The organism is Streptomyces sp. NPDC007346, from assembly GCF_040703535.1.
In the GTDB taxonomy this organism is placed as follows: domain Bacteria; phylum Actinomycetota; class Actinomycetes; order Streptomycetales; family Streptomycetaceae; genus Streptomyces.
The window spans coordinates 20,234-45,482 of record NZ_JBEYKR010000028.1; the positions used below are offsets into that span (position 1 = coordinate 20,234).

Here is a 25,249-nt window from a genome sequence, read left to right on the forward strand (position 1 = left end):
CGCGAAAGCAAGGGATACCGGATGCTTCTCCATCGAACGACGCGTGTGAAGCCGTGGCAGCGGCCGGCTGCGGCACTTTCCGTCGCGACCCTCGGCGTCGGCCTCCTCGCGGGATGCGGTTCCGACGCGGAGGAGAAGAAGAGCGACGACGCCCCAGCCGCCGCCACCGGGGCGTTCCCGGTCACGGTGGAGCACGCGTTCGGATCCACGAAGGTCGAGAAGGCTCCGGAGCGGGTCGTCTCCGTGGGGTACACGGACGACCAGGCCATCCTGGCGTTCGGCATCAGGCCGGTCGGCATGGTCGACCAGTACCCGAACCCGGTGGGCCGGACCCCCGACATCAACACCCAGTGGCCCTGGGTGAAGGACAAGTGGGGCGACACCCGCCCCGAGGTCATCATGAACAACGGTGACGCGGGCCCCAACTACGAGAAGATCGCCTCCCTGCGGCCGGACCTGATCATCGCGGTCTACTCCGAGGTCGACCAGGCCGCCTACGACAAGCTCTCCAGGATTGCGCCCACCGTCGGCCGCACCAAGGCCGAGAAGGAGCCCTTCAGCGCTCCCTGGCAGGACAACGCGGTGCACATCGCCAAGGCGCTCGGCAAGGAGTCCGAGGGCACCGAGCTGGTGAAGGGCATCCAGGACAAGCTCGACGCGGCCAGGAAGGCCAACCCCGGGTTCGCGGAGCAGAAGGCCGTCGCGCTCTCCTGGTACAAGGACGCGGTGCACCCGTTCACCTCCACCGATGTGCGCGGACAGCTCGTGACGGGCAGCGGATTCACGTACCAGACCGAGATCGACAAGATCGCCGACGGCAACTTCTCCACCCAGCTCTCGCCCGAGCGCATCGACCTGATCGACGTCGACCGCATCTTCGTCATCAACGACAAGGCCGACACCGAGGCGCTCAAGAAGTTCGAGCTGTTCGCCAACCTGCCCGCCGTCAAGAACGGCAAGGTGTCGTACCTGCTGGACAGCGAGGGCCCGGCGATCGGTGCCGCCATGTCCCAGGGCACGCTGCTCTCCCTGCCGTACGCGATCGACGAGCTCGTGAAGGCGGCCAGGTAGCGATGGCGGCCGAACCGCCCCTTCCCCACCGAGGACCGGCGATCACGTGACAGCCACCGACACCCCCGTGGCCACCACGAAGCTGCGTACGGCGACGGGGCGGGAGGCCACCGGGTGGGTCTCGGCGCACTGCCGCGGAGCCCCCTGGCTGACGCTCTCCACCGTGCTCACCACCGTGGCCGGGGCCGCCCTCCAGGTGGTCCCCGTGCTCCTGCTGGGCCGGGTGGTCGACGGGGTGGTCGGTGGCGAGTCGCGCTCGGTGCTCGTCACGGTCGGGGTGCTGATGGGGGCCGCCGCGCTGTTCGGCGCGGCGGCCACCGCGGCCTCCACCTATCTGATCGGGCGGCTGGGGGCGGAGCTCCTCGCGCGGCTGCGGGAGAGCGCCGTGCGGGCCGTGCTGGGGATGCCGAGCGCGCGCGTCGAACAGGTCGGCCGGGGCGATGTGCTCTCCCGGGTCGGTGACGACGTGGCCGTGCTGTCCAAGGGCATCCGGCAGGCCGTCCCGACGGTGTTCTCGGCGGGGGTGCTGGTGGCCGTCGCCACGCTCGGCATGTTCGGCCTGGACTGGCGGCTGGGCCTGGCCGGGGCCTGCGCCCTGCCGGCGTACGCGCTGGCCCTGCGCTGGTACCTGCCCAGGTCCGCACCGCTCTACCGCAGGCAGCGCATCGCCCAGGCCGACCGCGCCCAGGCGCTGATCAGCGGTCTCGACGGGATCGACACGGTACGGGCGTACCGCCTGGAGGACGACGTCCGCGAGAAGGTCACCGCCGAGTCGTGGCGGGTGCGCGATCTCGGTGTCGAGGTCTTCCGGTTCTTCGGCCGGTTCGTCGGCCGGGAGAACCGCGCCGAGTTCATCGGTCTCGTGCTGATCCTGGTGGTGGGGTACGCCCTGCTGGAGGCCGACGCCGCCACGCTGGGCGAGGTGTCGGCGGCCCCGCTGATGTTCCACCGGCTGTTCACCCCGCTGGGGGCCATCATGTTCACCTTCGACGAGGCGCAGAAGTCGGGCGCGAGCCTCACCCGTCTGGTCGGGGTGCTGGGGGAGCCGGCGGAGGAGCGGCTGGTGGGCGACGCCTCCGTCGCCCGCGCCGAGGACGTGCCGTACGCGGTGACGGTGCAGGACCTGACCTTCAGCTATCCGGACACCGAGGAGCCGGTCCTGCGGAACGTGAACCTGTCCGTCCCCGCGGGCGGGTCGCTGGCGCTGGTGGGGGCGACGGGCGCCGGGAAGTCGACCCTGGCCGCGCTGATCGCCGGCATCGGCACCCCGCAGTCCGGGACCGTACGCATCGGGTCGCGGTCCCTGGCGGGGCTCGACGAGGCCGAGGCGCGGTCCCTGGTGAGCATCCTGACCCAGGAGACCCACGTGTTCTCCGGGCCGCTCGCCGACGATCTGCGCCTGGCCGCACCCGAGGCGAGCGACGAGCAGTTGAGGGACGCGCTGCGGACCGTCGGCGCCGACGGGTGGGTCGAGCTGCTGCCCGGCGGGCTGCACGCCGTGGTCGGCGAGGGCGGTGAGCGCCTGGATGTGACCAAGGTCGCGCAAGTCGCGCTGGCCCGGCTGGTGTTGAGCCGGTCTCCGGTGGTCGTCCTGGACGAGTCGACCGCCGAGGCGGGCAGCGAGGGCGCCGCCGAGCTGGAGCGCGCCGTGCTGGCCGCGTGCGCGGGGCGCACCACGCTCTTCGTGGCCCACCGGCTGACCCAGGCCATGGCGGCGGACCGGATCGCCGTGCTGGACGCGGGGCGCGTGGTGGAGGAGGGGACCCACGAGGAGCTGGTGGCCCTGGGCGGAATGTACGCGAGGCTGTGGCGCGCATGGCGCGAAGGTAGTTAGGTAAGCCTCAGTAAGGTTGGGCTAAGTGAATGCCTCGGAAGGGTGCTGAGTCTCCGATGACGGAACCGACCGCTCCTCACGTACTTCTCTCTTCCACCCACTTCGCCGATGTACGCCGGCGCATCGGCGACTACGGCGACCGGACCATCGCCGAAGCCTGCGCCATCGCCCTGGCGTACTGGGCGACGGGTGCCGGCCCCGACGGAATCGACCTCACTCCCCGCACCTCGTTCGCCGACGTCCTGGGATGGGTCGACAACGGCGGTGGCGGAAGCCGCGGTTGGGAGGTCGGGGCGGACGGTCTGAGCATCACGGTCCCCGACAGCGCCCGCCCGGCCGAAGCCCAGCTCGCCTTGCAGGACCTGGCCGACTTCCCGGACCGGCCCGTCGGCACCATCGGCCCCTCCAGCGTCCCGGAGCGGATCGAGACCCTGGCGGGCTGGAACGACAACCGGGCCGACCGCGTCCGCCCGACCCTCATGGAGATGTTCCGCGAGCAGGCGCGCACCAGGCCGGACGCCGTCGCCATCGTCGACGAGCACCGCACGCTGACGTACCGTGAGGCCGCCGAGAGATCGGCCCAGTTGGCCCACCACCTGATCGAACGCGGCCTCCGGGCCGAACAGGTCGTCGGGATCTCGCTCGGCCGCTCCGCCGACATGGTCATCGGGCTCCTCGCCGTCCTCCAGGCCGGGTGCGCGTTCGTGCCGCTCGATCCGCAGTGGCCCGCGGCCCGCAGGGCCGTCGTCATCGCGGACGCCGGGGTCGTCCTCCAGCTGAGCGGCTCGGACGAGTGCGACGCGGCCGAGCCGGACGCCGTCGCCGTCGACCTCGGCGACTGGCGGTTCGGCTCCCGCCCGGTCGAAGCGCCCGAGACGGCCGTCCACGCCACCTCGCTGGCGTACGTCATCTTCACCTCCGGCTCCACCGGCCGGCCCAAGGGCGCCATGATCCGCCACGAGGCGATCAGCGAGCGCCTGCTGTGGCAGGTCGACGAGATCCTGCGGTTCGGCCCCGACGACGCGTCGCTGTTCAAGGCGCCGCTCTCCTTCGACATCTCCGTCAACGAGATCTTCCTGCCGCTGGTCTCCGGCGGCCGGCTGGTCATCCTGCGGCCCGGCGGCGAACGCGACCCGCACCACCTGCTCGGCGTGATCGCCGAGCAGCGCGTCACCTTCGCCTACCTGGTCTCCTCCATGCTGGACGTACTCCTGGAGATCGAGGCCGGAACCGGCCGCCTGGACAGCCTGCGCCACGTCTGGTGCGGCGGCGAGGTACTGACCCCGGAGCTGTACGAGCGGTTCCGCACCCGGCTCGGCATCCCCCTGTACCACGGCTACGGGCCCGCCGAGACGACCATCGGCGTCTCCCACGTCATCTACCGGGGCGAGGCCGAACGCCTGTCGACCTCGATCGGCAAGGCCAACCCCAACACCCAGCTCTACGTGCTGGACGACGAACTGCGCCCGGTCCCGGTCGGCGTCGGCGGCGAACTCTACGTGGGCGGACTGCTGTTGGGGCGCGGATACGCAGGCGCCCCCGGCCTCACCGCCTCCCGGTTCGTCGCCAACCCCTTCGCCTTGGACGGCTCCCGGCTCTACCGGACCGGCGACCTGGCCCGGTTCGCCCCGGACGGCTCGCTCGACTTCCTGGGCCGCGCCGACAACCAGATCAAGATCCGCGGGATGCGCCTGGAGATCGAGGACGTCGAGGCCTCACTCGCCGAGCACCCCCGGGTGCGCCACACCTGCGTCGTCGCCCGGAAGAACAGCGCGGGCGGCACCTACCTGGTGGGTTACGTCGTCCCCTCCGCCGGCGGCGAGCAGCTCACGGCGGACGAGGTCACGCACTGGGCCCGTGCCCACATGGTCGCGTACATGGTCCCCGCCCACCTCGTCGTCCTGCCGGAGTTCCCGCTCACCGCGAACGGCAAGATCGACCGCACGGCCCTGCCGGAACCCGCCCGGCCCACCGGCGCCGTCACGGCGCCCGCCACCGAGAACGAGCGCCTGGTGTGCGCGGCGGTCGCCGCGGTGCTGCGCGTGGACGAAGTCGGCGTCGACCAGGACTTCTTCCAGCTCGGCGGCGACAGCATCCTGGCGATCTCCCTGCTGAGCACCCTGCGGGAGGCAGGCCTCCATGTGACGGCCCGCCAGATCTTCACCGACGGCACCGTCGGGGCGCTGGCGGCGGTGGCGAGCCGCGAGGGCGTCTCCACCGTGGACCACGCCGACACCCCGACCGGCGCCGTCGTGGGATCGCCCATCGTGCAGTGGCTCGGCGAGACCACCGACGCGATCGACGGCTTCGTCCAGTCCGTCGTCCTGACCACCCCGGCCCAGCTGACCGCCGACGCCCTCGACACCCTCCTCGCCGCCCTGCTCGACCGCCACGACATGCTCCGCGCCACGCTGGTGCGCGGCGAGCGGTGGAGCTTCGACATCCCACCGGCCGGGCGCAGCGTCGTGGAGTGGCAGGAGAGCGACGCCCCGCCGGCGGAGTGCGTCCGACGCGCCACCGAAGGGCTCGACCCGGACAACGGGGTGATGCTGCGCGCCGTCTGGCGCCGCGAGGCGCGCCAACTCGTCCTGGTCGCCCACCACGTGGTGATCGACGGCGTCTCCTGGCGCATCCTGATGGACGACCTCGCCACGGCCTGGCGGCAGCACACCTGCGGCGCACCCGTCGAACTCCCGCCCGTCGGCACGTCGTTCAGACGCTGGACCCAGCTCCTGGGGCGCCCGGCCTTCGACGCGGACCGCACGTACCACCAGCGCACCCTGCCCGGAACGGACACGCCGATCGGCAGGCGCCCCCTCACCGAGGCCGACACCGTGGCCCGGGAACGGACCCGGACGCTCCGCGTCGGACCCGAGGAGACGGCCGCACTGCTGGGGAAGATCCCCGCCGCGTTCCACGCGGGCGTCAACGACGTCCTGCTGACCGCCCTGTCCGTCGCCCTCGCCCGGTGGCGCCGCGACCGCGGACAGGAGCAGACCTTCGCCCACATCGAGCTGGAAGGGCACGGCCGCGAGGGCCGGTTCGTGGCCGACACGGTCGGATTCGAACCCGAACTCTCGCGTACGGTCGGCTGGTTCACCACCCTGTTCCCGGTGACCGTGGACCCCGGCACGGCACCCGACCTCACCGCACCCGCCTACCTCGCCACCGCGCTCAAGGCCGTCAAGGAAGACCTCGCCCAGGTGCCGGGCAACGGCCTCTCCTACGGCGCCCTGCGCTACCTCACCGACACCGGACTGAGCGCCTCCGCACCGCAGGTGCTCTTCAACTACCTGGGACGCTTCGCCGCCGGCGCCTGCGGCGACTGGCAGCTCGCTGGCACCACAGGCCAGTTGGGCGAGAAGCGCGACGCGAGGATGCGCCTGCCGCGCGCCCTGGAGTTCAACGCGATCGCCGAACCGGACGCCGACGGCGCCTACGAACTGGTCACCACCGTCTCCTGGCCCGAGGGCGTGTTCACCGACGAGGACATCACCACCCTCGCCGCGTACTTCGGCGCCGCCCTCTCCGCCCTCGCCGCGCTGGAGGAGGGCGGCCACACCCCCGGCGACTTCCCACTGGTGCCGCTCACCCAGGCCGACGTCGACGACCTGGACAGCACGGAGCTGCGGGACGTCCTGCCGCTGACGCCGTTGCAGGAGGGCCTCTACTTCCACTCGGTCTTCGACGACGACGCCACGGGCAGCTATGTGGAGCAGCAACTGCTCACGCTGGAGGGCGAGGTGGACGCCGACCGGCTCGCCGCCGCGGCCACCCGGCTGCTCATACTCCACCCCAACCTGGCCGCCCGCTTCACCGCCCTCGCCGACGGCCGGGTCGTCTCGGTCGTCGAGAGCGGCGTCCGGGCGCCCTTCACCACGCTGGACCGCCCCACCATGACCGACGAGGAGATCCGCGAACTGGCCGAGCGGGACCGCCGCGCCGGGTTCGACCTCGCCTCCGGGCCCCTGATGCGCTACACCCTCATCCGTGCCGGAGCCGGCCGCACCGTCCTGGTGCAGACCGTGCACCACATCATCGCGGACGGCTGGTCCGTGCCGCCGATGCTCCGCGCACTGCTGGCCGAGTACCACGCGCCGGGCTCCGTGTACCCGCTCGGTGGCCACCGCGACTACATCGCCTGGCTCGCCGGACAGGACCAGGACGAGAGCGACCGTGTCTGGGGCGAGGAACTCGCCGGCCTGCCCGGCCCCTCGCTCGTCGCCGAGGGGCACACCCCCTCCGGGCGGTTCGCCGACATCGCGGCCGAGCCCGCCGACGACGTCGACATCGCCGCACGGTCGGCGGGCGTGCCCCTGAGCGTGGCCGTCCACAGCGCGTGGGCGGTGACACTGGGCTCCCTCCTGCGCGGCCGGGACGTCGTCCTCGGCTCCACCGTCTCCGGGCGCGACGCCGAGGTCCCCGGCATCCGGGACATGGTGGGCCTGTTCATCAACACCATCCCCGTACGCGCCCGTTGGACCGCCACCGACACCGCGTACGACCTGCTCACCGCCGTGAAGGAACACCAGAGCGCCGTGCTGGCGCACCAGCACGTCTCCCTGGCGAGGATCGGCCGGCGAAGCGGCACCGGCCCCCTCTTCGACACCCTCGTCGTCTTCGACGTCGCGGCCGACGTGGACGCCCTGCGCGGACCGGACGACACCCTCGTCGTCACCGACATCGTCAACGAGGGCGCCCCGCACTACCCGTTGACGCTGGTCGTCGAGCGGACCGCCGACGGCCGCCCGCGCTTCAACCTGATCTACGACGGGGAGTTGCTGCGCCGCGAGAGCGCCGAGGCGATCCTTGCCACCTTCACCCGGACCCTCACCGAACTGCTGAGCCGCCCCGACGCCCGGGTCGACGAGCTGGCCCCCGAGGCCGGCCGGGTCTCCGAGCCCGTAGCCCCGACGACCCTGGGCGAGCTGTTCGACGCCGCCGCGCGCCGCGACCCGGCGGCCACCGCCGTGACCCAGTGCGCTCTGGACGGCGGTACGCGCTCCCTGACATACGGAGAACTGGCGGCCGCCAAGGACGCGTCGGCCCGGACCCTGTGCGCGGCCGGAGTCCGCCCCGGGCAGCGGGTCGCCGTCGCCGTCCCGCGCTCCCTGGAGCAGGTCGTCGCCCTGGTCGCCGTCGTCACCGCCGGATGCGCGTACGTACCGCTCGACCTCGCCCACCCGGACGAACGGCTGGAGTACATCCTCGCCGACGCCGCCCCGCAGGTCGTCCTCGTGGACCGGGACCAGCGCGACCGCTTCGCCCGGCTGCTGGAGCGGGCGGGCGTGCCGGCCCGCGTGCTCGTCCAGGGCGACGAGCTTTTGCCGGCCGACACCGCCGCGCCCGAGGCGAGCCCGCAGGACCCGGCGTACGTCATCTACACCTCCGGCTCCACCGGCCGGCCCAAGGGCGTCGTCGTCCCGCACTCCGCGGTCGTCACGCTCCTCGTCAACACCCGGCCGGACATGGACTTCCGCCCCGACGACGTCTGGGTCCAGTTCCACTCCTTCTCCTTCGACTTCGCCGTCTGGGAGCTGTGGGGAGCCCTCGCGCACGGCGGCGAACTGCTCGTGCCCGACTACGCGTTGACCCGCTCGCCCGTCGACTTCCACCGGCTGGTCCGCGAGCGCGGCGTCACCGTGCTCAACCAGACCCCCTCCGCCTTCCACCAGTTCATCGAGGCCGACCTGCACGCCGAGCGGCCGGCCACGGCGCTGCGGCGCGTCATCTTCGGCGGCGAGGCGCTGGACCTCGGGCGGCTGCGCGGCTGGGTGGAGCGGCACGGCACCGGTTCGCCCGAGCTGGTCAACATGTACGGCATCACCGAGACCACCGTCCACGTCACCCACCGGGTGCTGACCGACGAGGACTTCGCCCGCGGCGGGGACGCCGGCCCGATCGGCGGACCGATCCCCGGACTGGCCACCCATCTGCTCGACGACCGGCTCCGGCCGGTGCCGCCGGGCCGGGTGGGCGCCATCTACGTCGATGGCGATCAGCTCTCCCTCGGCTACCTGGGCCGCCCCGGCCTCACCGCGAGCCGGTTCGTGGCGAACCCGTTCGCGGGCGACGGCTCCCGGATGTACCACACGGGCGACCTCGCCCGCCGGACGCTCGACGGGGAGCTGGAGTTCGCCGGGCGCGCCGACGACCAGGTGCAGCTGAAGGGGTTCCGCATCGAGCTCGGCGAAGTCGAGTCCGTCAGCCGGGAGTTGGACGGCGTCGTCGATGTCGCCGTCACCGTGGCGGACAGCGGCGACCACCTCGTCGCGCACGTCGTGGGCGCCGTGCCCGACGACCTGACCGCCAGGCTCTCCGCCGAGCTGCCCGCCCACATGGTGCCGGGCCGGGTGCTGCCGGTCGACGCGCTGCCGCTGACGGTCAACGGCAAGCTGGACCGCAAGGCCCTCACCGAGCGGGCCGCGCGGCAGGAGGACCCGCGGCACGAGCGGGCCACGAGCGGGTCCGACGCCCTCACCGCCCTCGTCGCCATCTTCGCCGAGGCGCTGCCCGGCGCCGCCGTGGACGCCGACACCGACTTCTTCGGCGCCGGCGGCGACAGCATCGTCGCCATCACCGTGATCAACCGGGCCCGCGCCCGGGGGCTGCCGATCGCGCCCCGGGACGTGTTCCTGTTCAAGACCCCGCGTGCCCTCGCCGGCCACCTGGCCACCCGCGCCCTCCAGGCCGCGCCGACACCACTGCCCGCCCGCCGCGAGGACGGCCCGCTGCCGCTGACGCCGATCATCCTGCGCCGGCGGGAGCTGGGCGGATCGCTGATCGGATTCGTGCAGGCCAGGGCCTTGGTGGTCGCGGAAGGCACCGGCCTCACCGACGTCCGGCGCGCCGCGAACGCCGTCGTGGCCGCCCACCCGGCCCTCCGGCTGCGGCTGCGCGTCGAGCACGGCGTCTGGGCCCTGCGCACCGGACCCGCCCGCGAGGCCACGGTCACCGAACCGGACACCACCGACGCGACGGCCGCCGCCGACGAGGCCGCCGGACGGCTCGACCCCGAGGCCGCAGACGTCATCGCGTTCTCCTGGCTGGCGTCGAGCCGCACCCTGGTCGTCACGGTGCACCACCTCGCCGTCGACGCGGTCTCCTGGCTGATCCTCCTGGACGACCTGGCCACCGCCCTCGGCGGGACCGCCCTGCCGCCGCCGACCACGTCGTACGCCGAGTACGCCGAGGCCCTCGCCGTACGGTCCGCCGCATCGGCCGACGGCCTCGGCCACTGGATCACCACCCTCCAGGCACCGCCCCTGCTGCCGGCGCCCACGGGCCTGCGCGCGAGCGAGGCGGACCCGCGCGAGACCGAGGCCGTGCTCCCGCCCGAGCTCAGCGACCTGGTGACGCGCACCGCCCCCGCCGCCCTCGGCATCGGCCCCACCGAACTGCTCTGCGGTGCCCTGCGCACCGCCCTGACCCACATCCAGCCCACCCCCACCGACCTCGCGGTCGACCTGGAGCGGCACGGCCGGGTCCCGGCCGAGGAGCACCACGACTACACCCGTACCGTCGGCTGGTTCACCTCCATCGCCCCCGTACGGCTCACCCCGCACACCGACCCCGTCGCGGCCGCCCGCGAGATCGCCACACGCCAGCCGGACGAGGAGGGGCACGTCGCCTACGGCCGGCTCAGGTACCTCAACCCGCAGACGGCCCCCCTCCTGACCGCCCGCCCCCAGGTCCTCTTCAACTACCTGGGCCGGGGCGGCGAATCGGAGGCCCTGAGGATCACCGGCAACGGCCAGGGCGACAGCCCGTACGCCGTCGAGGTCAACGCCTGGACCGACGAGACCACCGGCAGCCTGCACGCCGCCTTCACCCTCGCCGCGGGCATACCCGACACGCTCACCGACCACTGGCTCACCGCCCTGGCCCAGATCGGCGCCGCCGCCGCGAGCGCGGAGCGCACGGCACCGGTCACCCCGCTCCAGCGCGGCCTGTTCTTCCAGACCCAACTGGCGGGCGCGGCCGGGCACTACGTCGCGCAGAGCTACTTCACCTTCGACCGGCGCCTGGACACCGACGCCCTGGCCGAGGCGATGACGCACGTGATCGCGCGCCACCCGGTCGTCGGCGCCGGCTTCACCACCGACGACGACGGAAACCCGGTCCAGCTCCTCAAGGCGGGCCGCCGCGTCGCCGTCCGCACGGTCGAGCTGACGACAAACGCCGAGGTCGAGGAGCTGCGCACCCGGGACCGCGAGCGCGGCTTCGACCCGGGTGAGCCGCCGCTGATCCGGCTCACCGTCGTGCGGCTCCCCGACGGCCGCGACGGCCTGCTGCTCAGCTACCACCTGCTGCTCTGGGACGGCTGGTCCCGGGAGATCGTGCTGCGCGACCTGTTCGACGCCTACGAGGCCGTCGTCGCGGGCGAGCCGTGGGACGCCGCCCCGGCCGTGCCGGGCTTCGAGGAGTACGCCCGGACGCTCGCCGCCAAGGACCCCGCCGAGGCGGAACGGTTCTGGGCGGACCACCTGGCCGGCCTGTCCGGGCCGACGCTGCTCGCCGGACCGGCCCCGGCGCTCGGCGAGGAACTGCCGCAGCCGCTCGTGCACACGCTCTCGGCCGAGCTGACGGAGCTGCTGCGGGAAGCGGCGCGCGTCCACGGTGTCACCCTCAACTCGGTGCTGACCGGCGCCTTCGGCCTCCTGCTCGGCGCCCGCACCGGCCGCGGCGACGCCGTCTTCGGCGTGACCGTCTCGGGCCGGGAGGGCGAGGGCCACGGCGACACCGTCGGCGTACTCCTCAACACCGTGCCCCTGTGGACACGGCCCCGGCCCGAGGAGAGCGTCGGCGCGTACCTGTCGGCGGTGCAGGCGGCCCGGGTGGCGGCGATGGACCACGAGCACCTGGGGCTCGGCGAGATCCAGCGGGCCAGCGGCCACGACACCCTCTTCGACAACCTCTTCGTCCTCCAGAACTTCCTGGACCTGGACGCCTTCGCCGCGATGAACGCCCGCCACGGCATCACCTCCGTCCAGGCGGACGACTCCACGCACTACCCGTACACCTGGGTCGTCACCCCCGGGGACCGGCTCACCGTCAAGCTGGAGCACCGCCACGGCGACCCCGAGGCCGCCCGCCGGCTCCTCGACGACTACCTGCGGGTGCTGGAGGACGTGGCGCGCTCGACGACGGGGCGGGTGGGGGCTCTGCGGGGGCTGGGCCCGGACCCCGAGCCCGCCGAACGTACCGACATCGGCACGGACACCGTCGTCGACCGCTTCGACCTCGCGGCCGACCGCCATCCCGAGCGGATCGCGCTCGTCGCCGACGGCGCGACCATGACCTTCGCCGAACTCCGCGACCGCAGCCGGGCCGTGGCGGGCGTGCTCGCCCGGCGGGGCATCGGCCTGGAGACCAACGTGGGCCTGGCCATCCCGCGCTCACCGGACTGGATCGCCGCGCTCTTCGCCGTCCTGCGGGTGGGCGCCGCGTACGTACCGCTGGAGCTGGACCACCCCGACGAGCGGATCGCGACCATCGTCCAGGACGCGAAGCCCGAGGTGATCCTCACCGTGAGCGGCGTCTCGCCCCGGCTGACCGGCGAGCTGATCGAACTGGACCGCCCGCTGCCCGCTGCCGAGCCGTACGTCACGTTCGCCCCCGACGACCCGGACCGGCTGCGGCACCCCGCGTACACGATCTACACCTCCGGCTCGACCGGGGAACCCAAGGGCGTGGTGACCGAGTACGCCGGGCTCACCAACATGCTGATCAACCATCAGCGCCGGATCTTCGAACCCGTCCTCGCCGAGCACGGCCACCGGACCTTCCGGATCGCGCACACCGTGTCGTTCGCCTTCGACATGTCCTGGGAGGAGCTGCTCTGGCTCGCGGACGGGCACGAAGTACACATCTGCGACGAGGAGTTGCGCCGCGACGCGCTCCGGCTGGTCGGCTACTGCGACGAGCACGCGATCGACGTCGTCAACGTGACTCCGACCTACGCCCAGCAGCTGGTCGCCGAAGGGCTGCTGGACAACCCCGTACGGCGGCCCGCACTCGTGCTGTTGGGCGGTGAGGCGGTCACCCCGACGCTGTGGCGGCGGCTCGCCGATACGGAGGGCACGGTCGGCTACAACCTGTACGGGCCCACCGAGTACACCATCAACACCCTCGGCGTCGGCACCTTCGAATGCCTGGACCCGGTGGTGGGCGTGGCGATCGACAACACCGAGGTGTACGTCCTCGACCCCTGGCTGCGGCCGCTGCCGGACGGGGCCCCCGGCGAGCTGTACGTGGCGGGCGTCGGCATCGCCCGCGGCTACCTGGGCCGGAGCGCCCAGAGTGCCCACCGCTTCGTCGCCTGCCCCTTCGGAGCGCCCGGCGAGCGCATGTACCGCACCGGGGACCTGGTGGTCCGCCGGCCCGACGGCAACATCGGCTACCTGGGCCGCACCGACCAGCAGGTCAAGATCCGCGGCCACCGGGTCGAACTCGGTGAGGTGGAGGCCGCGTTCGCCGCACACCCGGCCGTCGGGTTCGTCGCCGCGGTCGCCCAGCCCGACCCACAGGTCGACGGCGCCCACCGGCTGGCCGCCTATCTCGTGCTGGAAGAAGCCGAGTTGGCCCAGGTCGCCGGTGAAGTCAGCGCCACCCTCCCGGACTTCCTGCGCCCGACCCACTTCGCCCAGGTCGAGAGCATCCCGCTGACCGTGAACGGGAAGGCCGACACCAAGGCGCTGCCCGAGGCCCGGCCGCTCGGCGCGCTGACCACGGCGGGGGAGCGCGGCCCGGAGACCGGGACGGAGACCGTGGTCTGCGAGTTCTTCGCCGAGGCACTGGACCTGGACGACGACGAGGTGAGCGCGGTGAGCGACTTCGTCTCCCTCGGCGGACACTCCATGCTGGCGGTACGGCTGATCGGGCTGCTCCGCCGCGAGTACGGTCCGGTGATCACCATCCGTGATCTGTTCGCCCTGCGCACCCCCGAAGCGATCGCCCGCCACCTCGACGAGAACTGACACCCCCTGATGAAGACTGACACGCAGCGGCCCCGCCCCGGCGCCGCCATCCTGCGGACCGCCCTGCGCCGCAACATCGGCGCCATGATCGCGGGCACCGTCCTGATGGGCCTCTACCAGGCGGCCGAGACCGCGTTCCCCATCGCGCTCGGCATGATCGTCGAGCACACGATGCAGGACCGCAGCCTCGGCTCGCTCGGGGTGTCGATCGGCTCCCTCGCCGTGATCATCACGACGGTCTCCCTGTCGTGGCGGTTCGGCATGCGGGTGCTCCAGAAGGCCAACACGACCGAGGCGCACCGCTGGCGGGTCCAGGTCGCGGCCTGCGGGCTCCAGCCGGTGGCCCGGGACGTGGACGGCCTCAAGTCCGGCGAGATCCTCACCATCGCCACCGAGGACGCCGACCAGACCGCCGACATCATCGAGGTGGTGCCGCTGCTGATCAGCTCCCTGGTCGCGGTGGTCGTGGCGGCGGTCGCGCTGAGCCTGGCCGACATCAGGCTCGGCCTGCTGGTGATCGTGGGGACGGTCGGCATCCTGTCGATCCTCGCGGTGATGTCCAGGCGCATCGGCTCCAGCACCCAGGAGCAGCAGGCCAGGGTGGCGCGGGCCGGGGCCAAGGTCGCCGACCTCATCATCGGGCTGCGCCCGCTCCACGGCTTCGGAGGCAACCACGCCGCGTTCGGCTCCTACCGCAAGGTCAGCACCGACGCCAAGCGGCAGGCGATCACCGTCGCCAAGGTGAACGGCGCCTACGCGGGCACCGCCCTGGCCCTCAACGCGGTCCTCGCCGCTGCGGTCTCGCTGACGGCGGGCTGGCTGGCCTTCGGCGGCCAGATCTCCATCGGTGAACTGGTCATGGCCGTGGGGCTCGCGCAGTTCATCATGGAGCCGCTGAAGATGTTCTCGGAGATGCCCAAGTACGTGATGATCGCCCGCGCCTCCGCCGAGCGCATGGCCCTGGTGCTCTCCGCCCCGCCGGTCGCGGCACCCGGGCCCGAACGCCCCGAGCCGGGCGGGGACCTGGAGGTCGACGGCGTACGCCACGGGACCCTGCAAGGGGTGAAGTTCCGCGTCGGGGCAGGGGAGTTCGTGGCCATCGCCCCCTACCAGCCGCGTGCGGGAGCCGACCTGGCCGCCGTGCTCGCGGTGAACGTGCCGCCACCCGCGTACGAGGGAGTGGTCCGGCTCGGCGGCCGGGAGCTGGCGGAGCTGTCGGTGGAGGCGGTCCGGGAACACCTGCTGGTGAACCCGTACGACGCGGAGATCTTCGGCGGCACCCTGCGGACCAACATCGATCCGTCGGGCAGCAGCCGTACGCTCCCCGAGGCCGTCGAGGCGTCCATGCTCACCGATGTCGTCGCCCTCCACCGCGACGGGCTCGACTACGCGGTCCGCGACCGGGGGGCCAACCTCTCCGGCGGGCAGCGCCAGCGCCTCTCCCTGGCCCGCGCGCTGGCCGCCGACACCGACATCCTGGTGCTGCACAACCCGACCACGGCCGTGGACGCGGTCACCGAACAGCTCATCGCCCGCAACATCGCCAAGCTGCGCCGAGGCCGCACCACGCTCGTGATCACCAGCAGCCCGGCGCTCCTGGACGCGGCCGACCGGGTGCTGGTCCTGGACGAGGGGGTCATCACCGCCGAGGACACCCACCGCAACCTGCTCGCGGAGGACGAGGCGTACTGCCTGGCGGTGGCGCGGTAGTACCCCACCCGCCCGGGGGCCTCGCTCAGCCCAGCGCCCAGGCGACGTCCCGGAGCAGGGCGTGCCGCCAGCCCGCGCGGTCGTGGTCCGAGGCGGACCGGGAGACGCGTACGGTCGCCCCGGCCCGCTCGGTGAGCGACTCGGCCAGCTCGCAGTGGGGCAGCATCCGCGTCTCGTGCTCGCCCACGTCGAACGCGCAGCGCAGCCCGGACAGGTCGGGCTTGTCCCGCAGGAGTCCGGCGATCGTCCCGCCGACCGGCCCGCCCAGCGGGTCCGCCGCCTCCTCCGCGCCGGGCGCCCACCAGAACGACCCCGACTGACAGGCGATACGGGAGACCAGCTCCGGGAACGTCACCGCCGCGTAGAGCGCGCTCAGCCCGCCCAGACTCTGCCCGGCGACCACCAGGCGGCTCACATCGGCCGGTACGCCGGACCCGGCCACCAGCGGCAGCAGCTCGTCCCGGACCGCCTCCCACAGTTCAGGCCGGCACCCGAACTCGGCCGACCGGTCCTTCGCCGGCAGGAACACGAGGGTGACGGGCTCCAACTCCCCTGCGGCGACGGCGGATGCGAAGGCGGTCATCGCCGGGTGGAGGTACAGCCAGTCGTCCCCGTCCAGCAGCAGGACCACCGGGCCGCCACCGCCCACCGGCTGGACGCGCACGGTCCGCCGCCCGCCGAGCCGCCCGCTGCTCCAGCGCAGCCGGGTCTCCGGCAGCGGCAGCACGGCGTCCGGGCCGAGGGCGGGCCAGTGCGGCTGGGGCGGGGCGTCCGGGGTCGCGGCGATGGAGCGGTCACCGCCCGCCCCGACCGGGTTGAGGGGGTCGGCGCGGGGCTCGCCGTCCACCAGGAAGCGGTAGGTCACCCGCAGCCGCGCGGGCATGGGGACCTCCGCGTACCAGCAGTCCGTGTCCTTCCACCGGAGCAGTGGGACCGGCCCCGACCAGCTCTCGAAGTCCAGGTCGGCCGGGGAGCCCCGCCACAGGAACAGGGTCGTCCAGCCGTCGTCGTCGGCGGGGACGGGGAGCGGGGACCGGGCCGCCGCCCAGAACGCGTCGGTGCCGGGCTCACCGGGGAGCCCGAAAGGAGTAAAAGGGCTGGTCGCGTCCGCCGCGAGGCGCATGAACATCTCCTTGCGAGAGGGGATGGGGAAGGGCCGGGCCCACCCTGCATAAGGCGAGCCTAACCTTAGGGCTTTTCGGCCCCGGTTTCCGGACTGCGCCCGGTCCGGGCTCTCGTTAGCGTGGGCTCGTAGGGCCCCGCCCCCCCTGAGTCGAAGCCCCACGAGCCGAAGGACCACACGATGTCCCCAGCACCGCAGTCGCCGCGAGGCGACATCGGCCGACGCGTCGCGGCGCGCCGCCACCAACTCAGTCTGTCCCGGCAGGACGTGGCCCTGCGGGCGGGTGCCGCGCCGGGCTACATCCAGTACGTGGAGGAGCAGTCCGCCACCCCCGGCATCGGCTTCCTCCTCCGGCTGGCGGACGCGCTGGAGACCACGGTCCAGGAGCTGACCGGCGGGACCGTGGACCTGCCGGGCGGGCTCGGCCGGGCGGCCCGTGAGGCCCGGATGGTCGAACTCGACGAGGCGGAGTGCCGGGAGCTGCTCGGTGACCACGGGGTGGGGCGGGTGGCGCTGACCGGGGGTGACGGGCCGGTCGTCCTGCCGATCAACTACCAGGTGCTGAACGGCGAGGTCATGTTCACCACCGGGGACCGCTCCCCGCTCGCCGGAGCGGCCGGTACGGAGATCGCCTTCGAGACCGACCACATCGACGACGCCTTCAGCAAGGGCTGGAGCGTGCTGCTCGTGGGGACCGTCCGGGCCGTGGAGGACGAGAGCGAGGCGCTCCGGCTCAGGGAGGCGGCGTACTCGGGCCCCTGGGCGGGGGAGGGGCGCGAACACGTCATGATCCTCACGCCCCGGCGCACCACCGGGCGCAGGATCATCGTGGCCGATGCCCCGGAGGACACCCGCTGACCCCTGCTGACCCCCGCAGGGCGCATCAGGCTCACTCGAACGGCACGACCGCCACCGGCGCCGGGCTGTGGTGGATCGCTGCGTGCGCGACATGGCCGAGGTGCGGCCCCACCGGGGAGCGCCGGCTCCGCCGCCCCACGATCAGCAGCCCCGCACTCCGGGACGCGTCCACCAGTTCCGCGGCCGCGGGCCCCACCACCGCCCGCTCCGTCACCCGGACGGCCGGGAACTTCTGCCGCCAGGGCCGCACCATGTCGGCCAGCCCCTCCGCGGCCCGCAGACCGAGCCCGCTGCCGACGCCCGGGTCCAGGATCGCCGCGTACCCGTAGGCGGGCGACGGGGACCAGCTGTGGACGATCCGCAGCTCCTCGTTCCTGCGGGCGGCCTGACCGAAGGCGAAGGCCAGCACCGGGTCGCACGGCTGGTCGATGTCCAGCCCCAGCACGATCCCCGAGGGCGGGCCGTCGGCGCCCGGCACGGACGTGGCCGCCCGGGTGTCCTCCGGCGAGCGCACCAGCACCACCGGCCGCCGCGCCCGGCCGACGACCGCGAGCGACACCGAACCGATCAGGAAGCCGACGACACCGCCGAGCCCCCGCGAACCCAGCACGGTCACCTCGGACTCGTTGGCGGCGGCGGTCAGCTCGGCCGGGGCGCGCCCCCGGGCCATCTCGGTGGTCACCTCGAGCCCGGGGCGCTCGCGCCGGACCCGGTCCACCGTGTTCCGCAGCAGGCTCTCGTACCGCTCGACCAGCGCTTCGGCGGAGAGCACCGGCACCTCCGCGGTGATCGGCCACTCCTCCACATGCATCAGGTGCAGCGGAACGTCGAGCAGGGAGGCCTCCTCCGCGGCCCAGCGCGCCGCAGCGAGGCTCTCGGGGGACTCGTCCATTCCGACGGTGACGTGGGCTGTCATGACCAGGGCCTCCTCGGTACGGCGGGCTCCGGTTGCGGAACCGCGCATGGGCTCCGACGGCGGAACCACGGGATCCAGCCTCCCCGCCCGGGCGGCCGCCGGGCAGGGGCCGACAGGGCCGGATCGGGGCCGAAGGGCCCATCTGCGGGGGCCGCCCCGCGGTGCGACCGTGGAGAGGTAGCCCTCTGGCCACCCCCGATGATGGCCACCCCCGAGGAGGAGCCATGACCAGCGACCTTCCCGACCCCGTGGAACTCGGCGCCGTCGTCGTCGGAGTGGACGCGTCCGAGCAGGCACGGACGGCCGCCCTGTGGGCCGCCGCCGAGGCCGACCACCGCGGGCAGCCGCTGAACATCGTCCATGCCGCCGACATCGAGGGCCGGTCCGTCCTCACCCCGGCCGAGACCCTCCGGGCCCTGCGGGAGACGGGGAACGAGCTGCTGGACGGGACCGCGGAGGCCGTCCGGGCCGCCCACCCCGACCTGACCGTGACGAAGGAACTGAGCAACCGGGACGCGGTGTCCTCCCTGCACGCGGCGGCCGGGGACCGGGGCACGATCGTCGTGGGCAGCAGGGGGCTGGGCGGGTTCGCCTCGCTCACCCTCGGCTCCGTCGGCCTGGGGGTGACCTCGCGGACCGAGGTGCCGGTGATCGTCGTACGCGGCGAGACGGACCGGCCGGCGACCGGGGTGGTCACGGCGGCCGTGCAGGGCACCTCCGACCTGGACTGGCTGCTGATCGCGGCGGCGGAGGCGGACGCGCGCAAGGCGTCCCTGCGCCTGCTGAGCGTCAGCAACGTGCTCACCCACGTCGGCAGGTTCACCACCATGCTCGACAGCATCGGGGAGATCACCGAGGAGAAGGTGCACGAGACGGCCGCCGTCGCAGAAGAGGTACGGAAGCGGTACCCCGGCCTCACCGTCACCCACGACGTGGAGACGGGGACCAGCGTGCCCGGCATCCTCGTCGAGGCCACGGCCCTCACCGACCTGCTGGTGATGGGCGCCCGGCGCCGGATGCTCGGCTCCGGGACGGCGCTGGGCCGGGTCACCCACGCCCTGCTGCACCACGGCCACTGCCCGGTCCAGATCATCCCGCCGGGCTACAGGGCCACGAGCTGAACCGTCGGGGGCAGCACCCTCACCGCACCAGGACCGCCTCGCCCGGCTTCGGTACGACCGCCGTCCACCCCAGCTCCCGGTCCAGCCGGTCACGCAGCGCGGCCGACGCGCCCTCCTCCCCGTGCACCAGATAGGTGGTGTGCGGGGCGGGTGCGTCCCGCAGCCAGTCGAGGATCTGGTCCGCGTCGGCGTGCGCCGAGAAGTGCGGTACGTCGACGATCTCGGCGCGTACGGGAACGTACTCGCCGAACATCTTCAGCACCCGCGCCCCGTCCACCAGGTCCCGGGCGCGGGTGCCCGCGGCGGCGAAACCGACGACGACCACGGAGTTGCGGGGGTCGGGCAGCAGTCGGCGCAGATGGTGCAGCACCCGGCCGCCCGTCGCCATACCGGCCGAGGAGACGATGACGCAGGGGCCCCGCGCACTGTTGATGGCGATGGACTCCTGGACCGTACGGGCGGCGAGGAAGGGATCGGGGCTCAGCGCGTCCGTGCCCCGGTCCAGGATCTCCGGGCGCAGCTCGGCGGAGCGGCCGCGCAGCGCGCCCCGGTAGACGTCCAGGGCGGCCAGGGCCATCGGACTGTCGACGTACACGGGGACCGAGCGGGGGAGCGCCCCCGTGCCCCGCAGCTCCGCCAGCTCGTGCAGGACCACCTCGGTGCGGTCGATCGCGAAGGCCGGGATCACCACGGAGCCGCCGCGGGCCAGGGTCCGGCCGACCGCCGAGGCGAAGGCCCGGCGGCCGCCCTCCCGGTCGTGGCGGCGGTTGCCGTACGTGGACTCCATGAGCAGGACGTCGGCGCCGGAGAACGGCTCCGGGGGCCGCAGCAGCGGATGCCCCGGGCGGCCGAGGTCGCCGGAGACGGCCAGGGTGTGCCCGTCCTCCAGGGTGAGGTGCGCCCAGGCGGAGCCGAGGATGTGGCCGCCGTGGTGGAGCGTGAGCCGGGTGCCCCGCATGATCTCGACCTCGCTGCCGACCGGCACCGGGTCGAAGAAGGCGAGCGTCCGCTCCACATCGGCGTCGTCGTACAGCGGATCGGCCGGGCGGTGCTTGGACCAGCCGTGCTCGTTCGCGTGCCGGGCCGCCTCCGTCTGGAGCCGGGCGCTGTCCCGCAGCACGATCTCCGCGAGCCGCGCCGTGGGGGCGCTCATCAGGATCGGGCCCCGGAACCCCTGCCTGACCAGGCGCGGCAGATACCCGCAGTGGTCCAGGTGGGCGTGGGTGACGACGACGGCGTGGACATCGGACGCCGCCCGCGCGAACTTCTCCCAGTTGCGCCTGCGCAGCTTCGCGTGGCCCTGGAAGAGCCCGCACTCCACGAGGACGCGGGCGTGGTCGCTCTCGACCAGGAACTTGCTGCCGGTCACGGTGCCCACCCCGCCCAGCAGGGTGAGCAGGGCGGGCCGGGCGGGTGCGCGGGCGGCGTGTGGAGCCGGTTCGGAGCCGGACGGCATGACGACCTCCTACTCCACGGTGAGGACCTCGCCCACCGGCCGACGGGGCGTCCGCGTGCCCCGGGGCCCGTACCCGAACCGGAACAGCATGTGGACGAAGCCGGTCAGCGAGCCGGGTTCACGGGCCAGGGCGCGCAGCTCGGGCCATTCGAGGGGCTGCGACATCAGCGAGGTGGACAGCCCGTCCAGCGTGGCCTGGAGGAGCACGCGCTCCATGGCCTGACCCGCCCGCAGCCAGTCGGCCGGGGAGTCGTCCAGGGTGCCCAGGAGTGCGATCTGCGGCCGCTCCTCGAAGTCGGCGGAGATCCGGCCCGGCAGGCCCCGCTCGGGGTCGAAGTCACGGGCCGGGGCGGTCACACCGTACTGGCGGGGGCCGAAGGCGTACGACGGGACGCCCTCGGTGGCGGGCCCCTCACCGGCCCTGCCCGTACGGGTCCAGGAGGCGATCTCCTCGCGCAGCGCCGCGTCGGCGGACTCGAACAGCTCGGCGTCCCGCACCAGGTCCAGGACGGCGTCCGAGTGCCAGGACCCCGGCACGATCAGCCGGCACCCCTCCAGCAGGGCGGCACCGCGCAGCCCGTCGAGGATCTCGCCCGGGATCCGCTCGTCGGAGAAGGGGAAGCGGCTGGTGTGCCGCTTCGGCAGCGCGGGGTGGAGGTCGGCAAGGACCGGACCCGGGGTCTCCGGCTCCACCGGGTCGGGCTCCTGGAGCACCACATCGGCCAGATGCCAGGGGTCGCGGGGGTCGGGAAGCAGCTCGACGGCGGCGTCCCACCCGTGGTGGGCGGCCGACACCCGCAGATTGAACAGCGCCGCCCCGCACCCCAGATGCAGCCCGCGGCCCTCCGGGTCCCCGGCGGGCAGCGTGCGGGACGGGTCGCCGTACAGGGCGAGCGAACGGGTGCCCGCACGGTGGATGAACCTCCACGGCTGGGCGTTGTGCATGGACGGAGCGGTGACGGCGTCCTCGACCAGCGCCGTCACGGTCTCCACGAGTTCGTCTGTGGTGGGCATGGCTTCCTCTCCGCGCTCCCCGCAGCTCCACCCTCCGCCGCGACCGCCCCGGGAGGGGAGGGGCCGAACGGCCCTGTCCCCGGACCGACCGGGGCCCCTTTCCGGCCCCCCAGCGGCCCTTCCCGCGCCCCTCGCCCCCGTATCAGCCTGGAATCCCCCGGTTGTCCCCGTGTACCTACCGGTCCGGGAGCCTCCCGTACCGCCCGGGAGACCCCGGAGAAGAGGCAGCCCCATGCGGCAGGAGGAACCCCTCATGAGCACCTCGGCGACACGCCAGGACATCGTGGTCGGCGTCGACCCCCGTGAGGACTGGCACCCGGCCGTCGGATGGGCGGCGGACGAGGCCCACCGCCGCGGCCTCCTGCTGCGGCTCGTCGTCGCCGTCCCCCCGCTCCACGAGCCCCGCCGCCCCGGCGATCTCCCCCGCCACCGGGAGTTCGAGGAGGCCGCCACCCGTGCGCTGGAGGCCGCCGACGCCTGGGTGCGGGAGCGGCAGCCGGAGATCCGGACCACCGCCACGCTCCTCGACGGGGTCCCCGCGCCCACCCTGGCGGGCCTGACCCGCGAAGCCCGCATGGTGGTGCTCGGCTCCCGGCGGCTGAACCGGGTGGCGGAGTTCCTCAGCGCCGGTTCCCTCGCCGTCCCCGTCAGCGCGCAGGCGCACTGCCCCGTGGCCGTCGTGGTCCGCACCGCGCGGAGCACCGGGCAGCCGCCGTACCTGGTGGTGGGCGTGGACGGGAGCGAGCCCTCGCAGGCGGCCCTGGCGCTGGCCCTGGAGGAGGCCGAGCTGAGGGGCTGCGCCGTGCGGGCCGTGGCGGTGTGGCAGCCCCCGGTGTTCTCGCTCCGGGGCCGGGACGCCCCGCTCGACACCGAGCGCCGGCTGCTGGCCGAGACGGTGGCCGGGTGGGCCGAGAAGTACCCCGGTGTGCGGCTGAGCCACGAGGTGGTGACCGGCTCCCCGGTCGAGGCGCTGGCGGAGGCCGCCGAGCACGCGGAGGCCCTCGTGGTGGGCCGCCGGGGCGACGGCGGCTACCTGGGCATGCGCGTCGGCTCGGTCGTCCACGGGCTGCTGCACCGGGCCCCCTGCCCGGTGATCACGGTCCCGGTCGAGGAGCGGCCGTGACCACGGACGATCTCGTGCTGATCCCGTACGGCCCCGAGCTGATCCCGTGCGGACCCGTACCGATCCCGTACGGCCCCGAGCTGATCCCGTACGGACCCGTACCGATCCCGTACGGCCCCGAGCTGATCCCGTACGGCCGGGCGCTCGACATGAGGCCGCGCGGTGCGGCGGCTACGTTGGAGGAGCGGACGCCGGCAGTCCGCCTCCCTCGAAGCCGCCGGAGGTACCCATGGGCGGGGATGCCCGTGAGACCGGGCGGGCCAGGCTCCCGAGCCTGCGGCTCGACGAGCTGCTGGACGAACTGCAGGGCCGCATCGACGAGGCCCGGGGCACCCGCGACCGGCTCAACGGCCTGCTGGAGGCCGTCATGTCGGTCGGCCGGGAACTGGCGCTGCCCCAGGCGCTGCGGGGGATCGTCGAGGCGGCGGTCGTCCTCGTCGACGCCGAGTACGGGGCGCTGGGCGTGATCGGGGACGACCAGAAGCTCTCCGAGTTCCTCCCGATCGGCATCGACGACGACGTACGGGAACGGATCGGCGACCTCCCCTCCGGCCACGGCCTCCTCGGTGAGCTGATCCGCCACCCGGAGCCACTGCGGCTCGGTGAACTCTCCGAGCACCCGACCTCGTACGGCTTCCCGCCCCACCATCCGCCGATGCACACCTTCCTCGGTGTGCCCGTCCGGGTCCGCGAGGAGGTGTTCGGCAACCTCTACCTCACCGAGAAGCGCGGCGGCGCCGACTTCGACGCGGAGGACGAGGCGGTCGTCTCGACCCTGGCCGTCGCGGCGGGCATCGCCATCGAGAACGCCCGCCTCTACGAGGCCGGACGGTTGCGGGAGCGCTGGCTCGCCGCAGGCTCCGACCTCACCAGCGCGCTGCTCTCCGGCTCGCCGGAGCCGGAGGTCCTGGACGGCATGCTCTCCCGGGCCGTGGACATCGCCGGTGCCGACCTCGGCGTCTTCCACCTGGTGGGGGCCGACGGCGAGCTGAGCGGCTCCCTTGCCCACGGGGAGCGGGCCGGGGCCCATCGCGGGCTGGCGCTGCCGACGACCCGGGGCACCCTCGCCGGGGCCACGCTCGCCGCGGACAGCCTCGTCACGGTCGCGGACGTCGGGAACGACCCCCGGATCACCGTGCGGCCGGAGCGGTGGGAGGGGTTCGGGCCCGCGGTGGCCGTCATCGTGGGCACCAAGGAGAAGCTCAGCGGGGTCCTGATCCTCGCCCGCCTCCAGGGCGGTCCACCGTTCGCCGGGCCGGAGATCGCCTCGCTGCCGGGCTTCGCCGGACAGGCCGCGCTCGCGCTCGAACTGGCCGAGCGCCGACGGGCCGCCGAACGGGTCAGCCTCCTGGAGGACCGCGACCGGATCGCCCGCGACCTGCACGACCTCGCCATCCAGCGGCTCTTCGCCACCGGGATGACCCTCCAGAGCGCCCGCCCGTTCGTGGAGCGCCCGGAGGCCGCCGAGCGGCTGGGCCGCGCGATCGACGACCTCGACACCACCATCAAGATCATCCGGTCCACGATCTTCGGCCTCCGGGACCACGAACCGACCGGCGACGCCCCCGGCCTGCGGACCAGGGTCGTCCAGGCGGTGGACGCCGCCGCGCCCTCGCTCGGCTTTCCCCCGGCCCTGCGGATGGAGGGGCTGATCGACACGGACGTGCCCCAGGAGACGGCCGACCAGGTTGTCGCGGTGATCGTGGAGGCCCTCAGCAACATCGCCCGCCACGCGGGGGCGGGCCGGGCCGAGGTGGCGGTCGTCGCCGGGGGCGGCGCGCTGACGGTGACCGCCACCGACGACGGCACCGGCCTCCCGGAGGGCGCCCACGGCAGCGGCCTGCGCAACCTCGCGGAGCGGGCCGAACGGCTGAGCGGCACCTTCTCCGCCACCGCACGGCCCGCCCCGCACCACGGCACGGTCCTGGAGTGGCGGGTCCCGCTGCCGACGGGGCGCGCATAGGGCGCGCGAGCCGTACGCGTACGTGGACCGGCCGTGGGGCAGGCGGTGCGCGTACGGACACGGGCGGGCCGGTACGTACGT

General features: G+C 73.6%; 12 protein-coding genes. 8 read left to right on the forward strand and 4 right to left on the reverse strand.

The window, feature by feature from the left end; translation table 11 throughout:
* Positions 1-21: 21 nt before the first annotated feature.
* From AB0917_RS10920 to AB0917_RS10935, 4 genes are read left to right on the forward strand one after another with little or no spacing between them, the layout of a single operon-like run.
* Positions 22-1,071 (forward strand): iron-siderophore ABC transporter substrate-binding protein, encoded by a 1,050-nt coding sequence (locus tag AB0917_RS10920; protein WP_366819190.1) that lies wholly within the window; start codon positions 22-24, stop codon positions 1,069-1,071.
* 46 nt (positions 1,072-1,117) lie between these two features.
* Positions 1,118-2,905 carry an ABC transporter ATP-binding protein gene (locus AB0917_RS10925; protein ID WP_366819191.1) on the forward strand — a complete coding sequence of 596 codons (1,788 nt, stop codon included), beginning with the start codon at positions 1,118-1,120 and terminating at the stop codon, positions 2,903-2,905.
* Between the two features lie 56 nt (positions 2,906-2,961).
* Entirely contained in the window at positions 2,962-13,884 is a 10,923-nt protein-coding gene (locus AB0917_RS10930) for an amino acid adenylation domain-containing protein (RefSeq protein ID WP_366819192.1), read from the forward strand.
* Positions 13,885-13,893: 9 nt separating this feature from the next.
* Positions 13,894-15,594, forward strand: coding sequence for an ABC transporter ATP-binding protein (locus tag AB0917_RS10935; protein WP_366819193.1), 1,701 nt, complete (start codon positions 13,894-13,896; stop codon positions 15,592-15,594).
* Positions 15,595-15,619: 25 nt separating this feature from the next.
* Here the strand turns inward: AB0917_RS10935 and AB0917_RS10940 are convergent, their stop codons facing one another.
* On the reverse strand, positions 15,620-16,723 hold the full coding sequence (locus AB0917_RS10940) for an alpha/beta hydrolase-fold protein (RefSeq protein WP_366819194.1): 1,104 nt from the start codon (positions 16,721-16,723) through the stop codon (positions 15,620-15,622).
* A 174-nt stretch (positions 16,724-16,897) separates the two neighbouring features.
* Here AB0917_RS10940 and AB0917_RS10945 point away from each other — a divergent pair, with 174 nt between their 5' ends.
* Positions 16,898-17,575, forward strand: a complete 678-nt coding sequence (locus AB0917_RS10945; RefSeq protein ID WP_070203062.1) for a pyridoxamine 5'-phosphate oxidase family protein — start codon at positions 16,898-16,900, stop codon at positions 17,573-17,575.
* Between the two features lie 31 nt (positions 17,576-17,606).
* Here AB0917_RS10945 and AB0917_RS10950 read toward each other — a convergent pair whose 3' ends face one another.
* Positions 17,607-18,491, reverse strand: coding sequence for a universal stress protein (locus tag AB0917_RS10950; RefSeq protein ID WP_366819195.1), 885 nt, complete (start codon positions 18,489-18,491; stop codon positions 17,607-17,609).
* Between the two features lie 224 nt (positions 18,492-18,715).
* On the opposite strand from AB0917_RS10950, the gene AB0917_RS10955 reads away from it, so the two are divergent.
* Positions 18,716-19,612, forward strand: coding sequence for a universal stress protein (locus tag AB0917_RS10955; protein ID WP_070203061.1), 897 nt, complete (start codon positions 18,716-18,718; stop codon positions 19,610-19,612).
* A 19-nt stretch (positions 19,613-19,631) separates the two neighbouring features.
* On the opposite strand, the gene AB0917_RS10960 is transcribed toward AB0917_RS10955, so the two are convergent.
* Together AB0917_RS10960 and AB0917_RS10965 are read right to left on the reverse strand one after the other, a co-directional pair.
* Entirely contained in the window at positions 19,632-21,068 is a 1,437-nt protein-coding gene (locus AB0917_RS10960; RefSeq protein ID WP_366819196.1) for an MBL fold metallo-hydrolase, read from the reverse strand.
* A 9-nt stretch (positions 21,069-21,077) separates the two neighbouring features.
* On the reverse strand, positions 21,078-22,082 hold the full coding sequence (locus AB0917_RS10965; RefSeq protein WP_070203059.1) for a nitroreductase: 1,005 nt from the start codon (positions 22,080-22,082) through the stop codon (positions 21,078-21,080).
* 253 nt (positions 22,083-22,335) lie between these two features.
* On the opposite strand from AB0917_RS10965, the gene AB0917_RS10970 reads away from it, so the two are divergent.
* The gene (locus AB0917_RS10970; protein ID WP_070203109.1) at positions 22,336-23,205 is read left to right on the forward strand and encodes a universal stress protein; all 870 of its coding nucleotides are present in this window, start codon (positions 22,336-22,338) and stop codon (positions 23,203-23,205) included.
* A 229-nt stretch (positions 23,206-23,434) separates the two neighbouring features.
* Positions 23,435-25,168: a GAF domain-containing protein gene (locus AB0917_RS10975; protein ID WP_366819197.1), complete on the forward strand. Its 1,734-nt coding sequence runs from the start codon at positions 23,435-23,437 to the stop codon at positions 25,166-25,168.
* Positions 25,169-25,249 lie beyond the last annotated feature (81 nt).

What these genes read in the sequence shown, in the direction of transcription:
- AB0917_RS10965 (WP_070203059.1), bottom strand. Translation starts at nt 22,082, where the DNA reads ATGCCCACCACAGACGAACTCGTGGAGACCGTGACGGCGCTGGTCGAG.
- AB0917_RS10975 (WP_366819197.1), top strand. Translation starts at nt 23,435, where the DNA reads ATGGGCGGGGATGCCCGTGAGACCGGGCGGGCCAGGCTCCCGAGCCTG.
- AB0917_RS10945 (WP_070203062.1), top strand. Translation starts at nt 16,898, where the DNA reads ATGTCCCCAGCACCGCAGTCGCCGCGAGGCGACATCGGCCGACGCGTC.
- AB0917_RS10970 (WP_070203109.1), top strand. Translation starts at nt 22,336, where the DNA reads ATGAGCACCTCGGCGACACGCCAGGACATCGTGGTCGGCGTCGACCCC.
- AB0917_RS10940 (WP_366819194.1), bottom strand. Translation starts at nt 16,723, where the DNA reads ATGTTCATGCGCCTCGCGGCGGACGCGACCAGCCCTTTTACTCCTTTC.
- AB0917_RS10960 (WP_366819196.1), bottom strand. Translation starts at nt 21,068, where the DNA reads ATGCCGTCCGGCTCCGAACCGGCTCCACACGCCGCCCGCGCACCCGCC.
- AB0917_RS10950 (WP_366819195.1), bottom strand. Translation starts at nt 18,491, where the DNA reads ATGACAGCCCACGTCACCGTCGGAATGGACGAGTCCCCCGAGAGCCTC.
- AB0917_RS10955 (WP_070203061.1), top strand. Translation starts at nt 18,716, where the DNA reads ATGACCAGCGACCTTCCCGACCCCGTGGAACTCGGCGCCGTCGTCGTC.
- AB0917_RS10930 (WP_366819192.1), top strand. Translation starts at nt 2,962, where the DNA reads ATGACGGAACCGACCGCTCCTCACGTACTTCTCTCTTCCACCCACTTC.
- AB0917_RS10920 (WP_366819190.1), top strand. Translation starts at nt 22, where the DNA reads ATGCTTCTCCATCGAACGACGCGTGTGAAGCCGTGGCAGCGGCCGGCT.
- AB0917_RS10935 (WP_366819193.1), top strand. Translation starts at nt 13,894, where the DNA reads ATGAAGACTGACACGCAGCGGCCCCGCCCCGGCGCCGCCATCCTGCGG.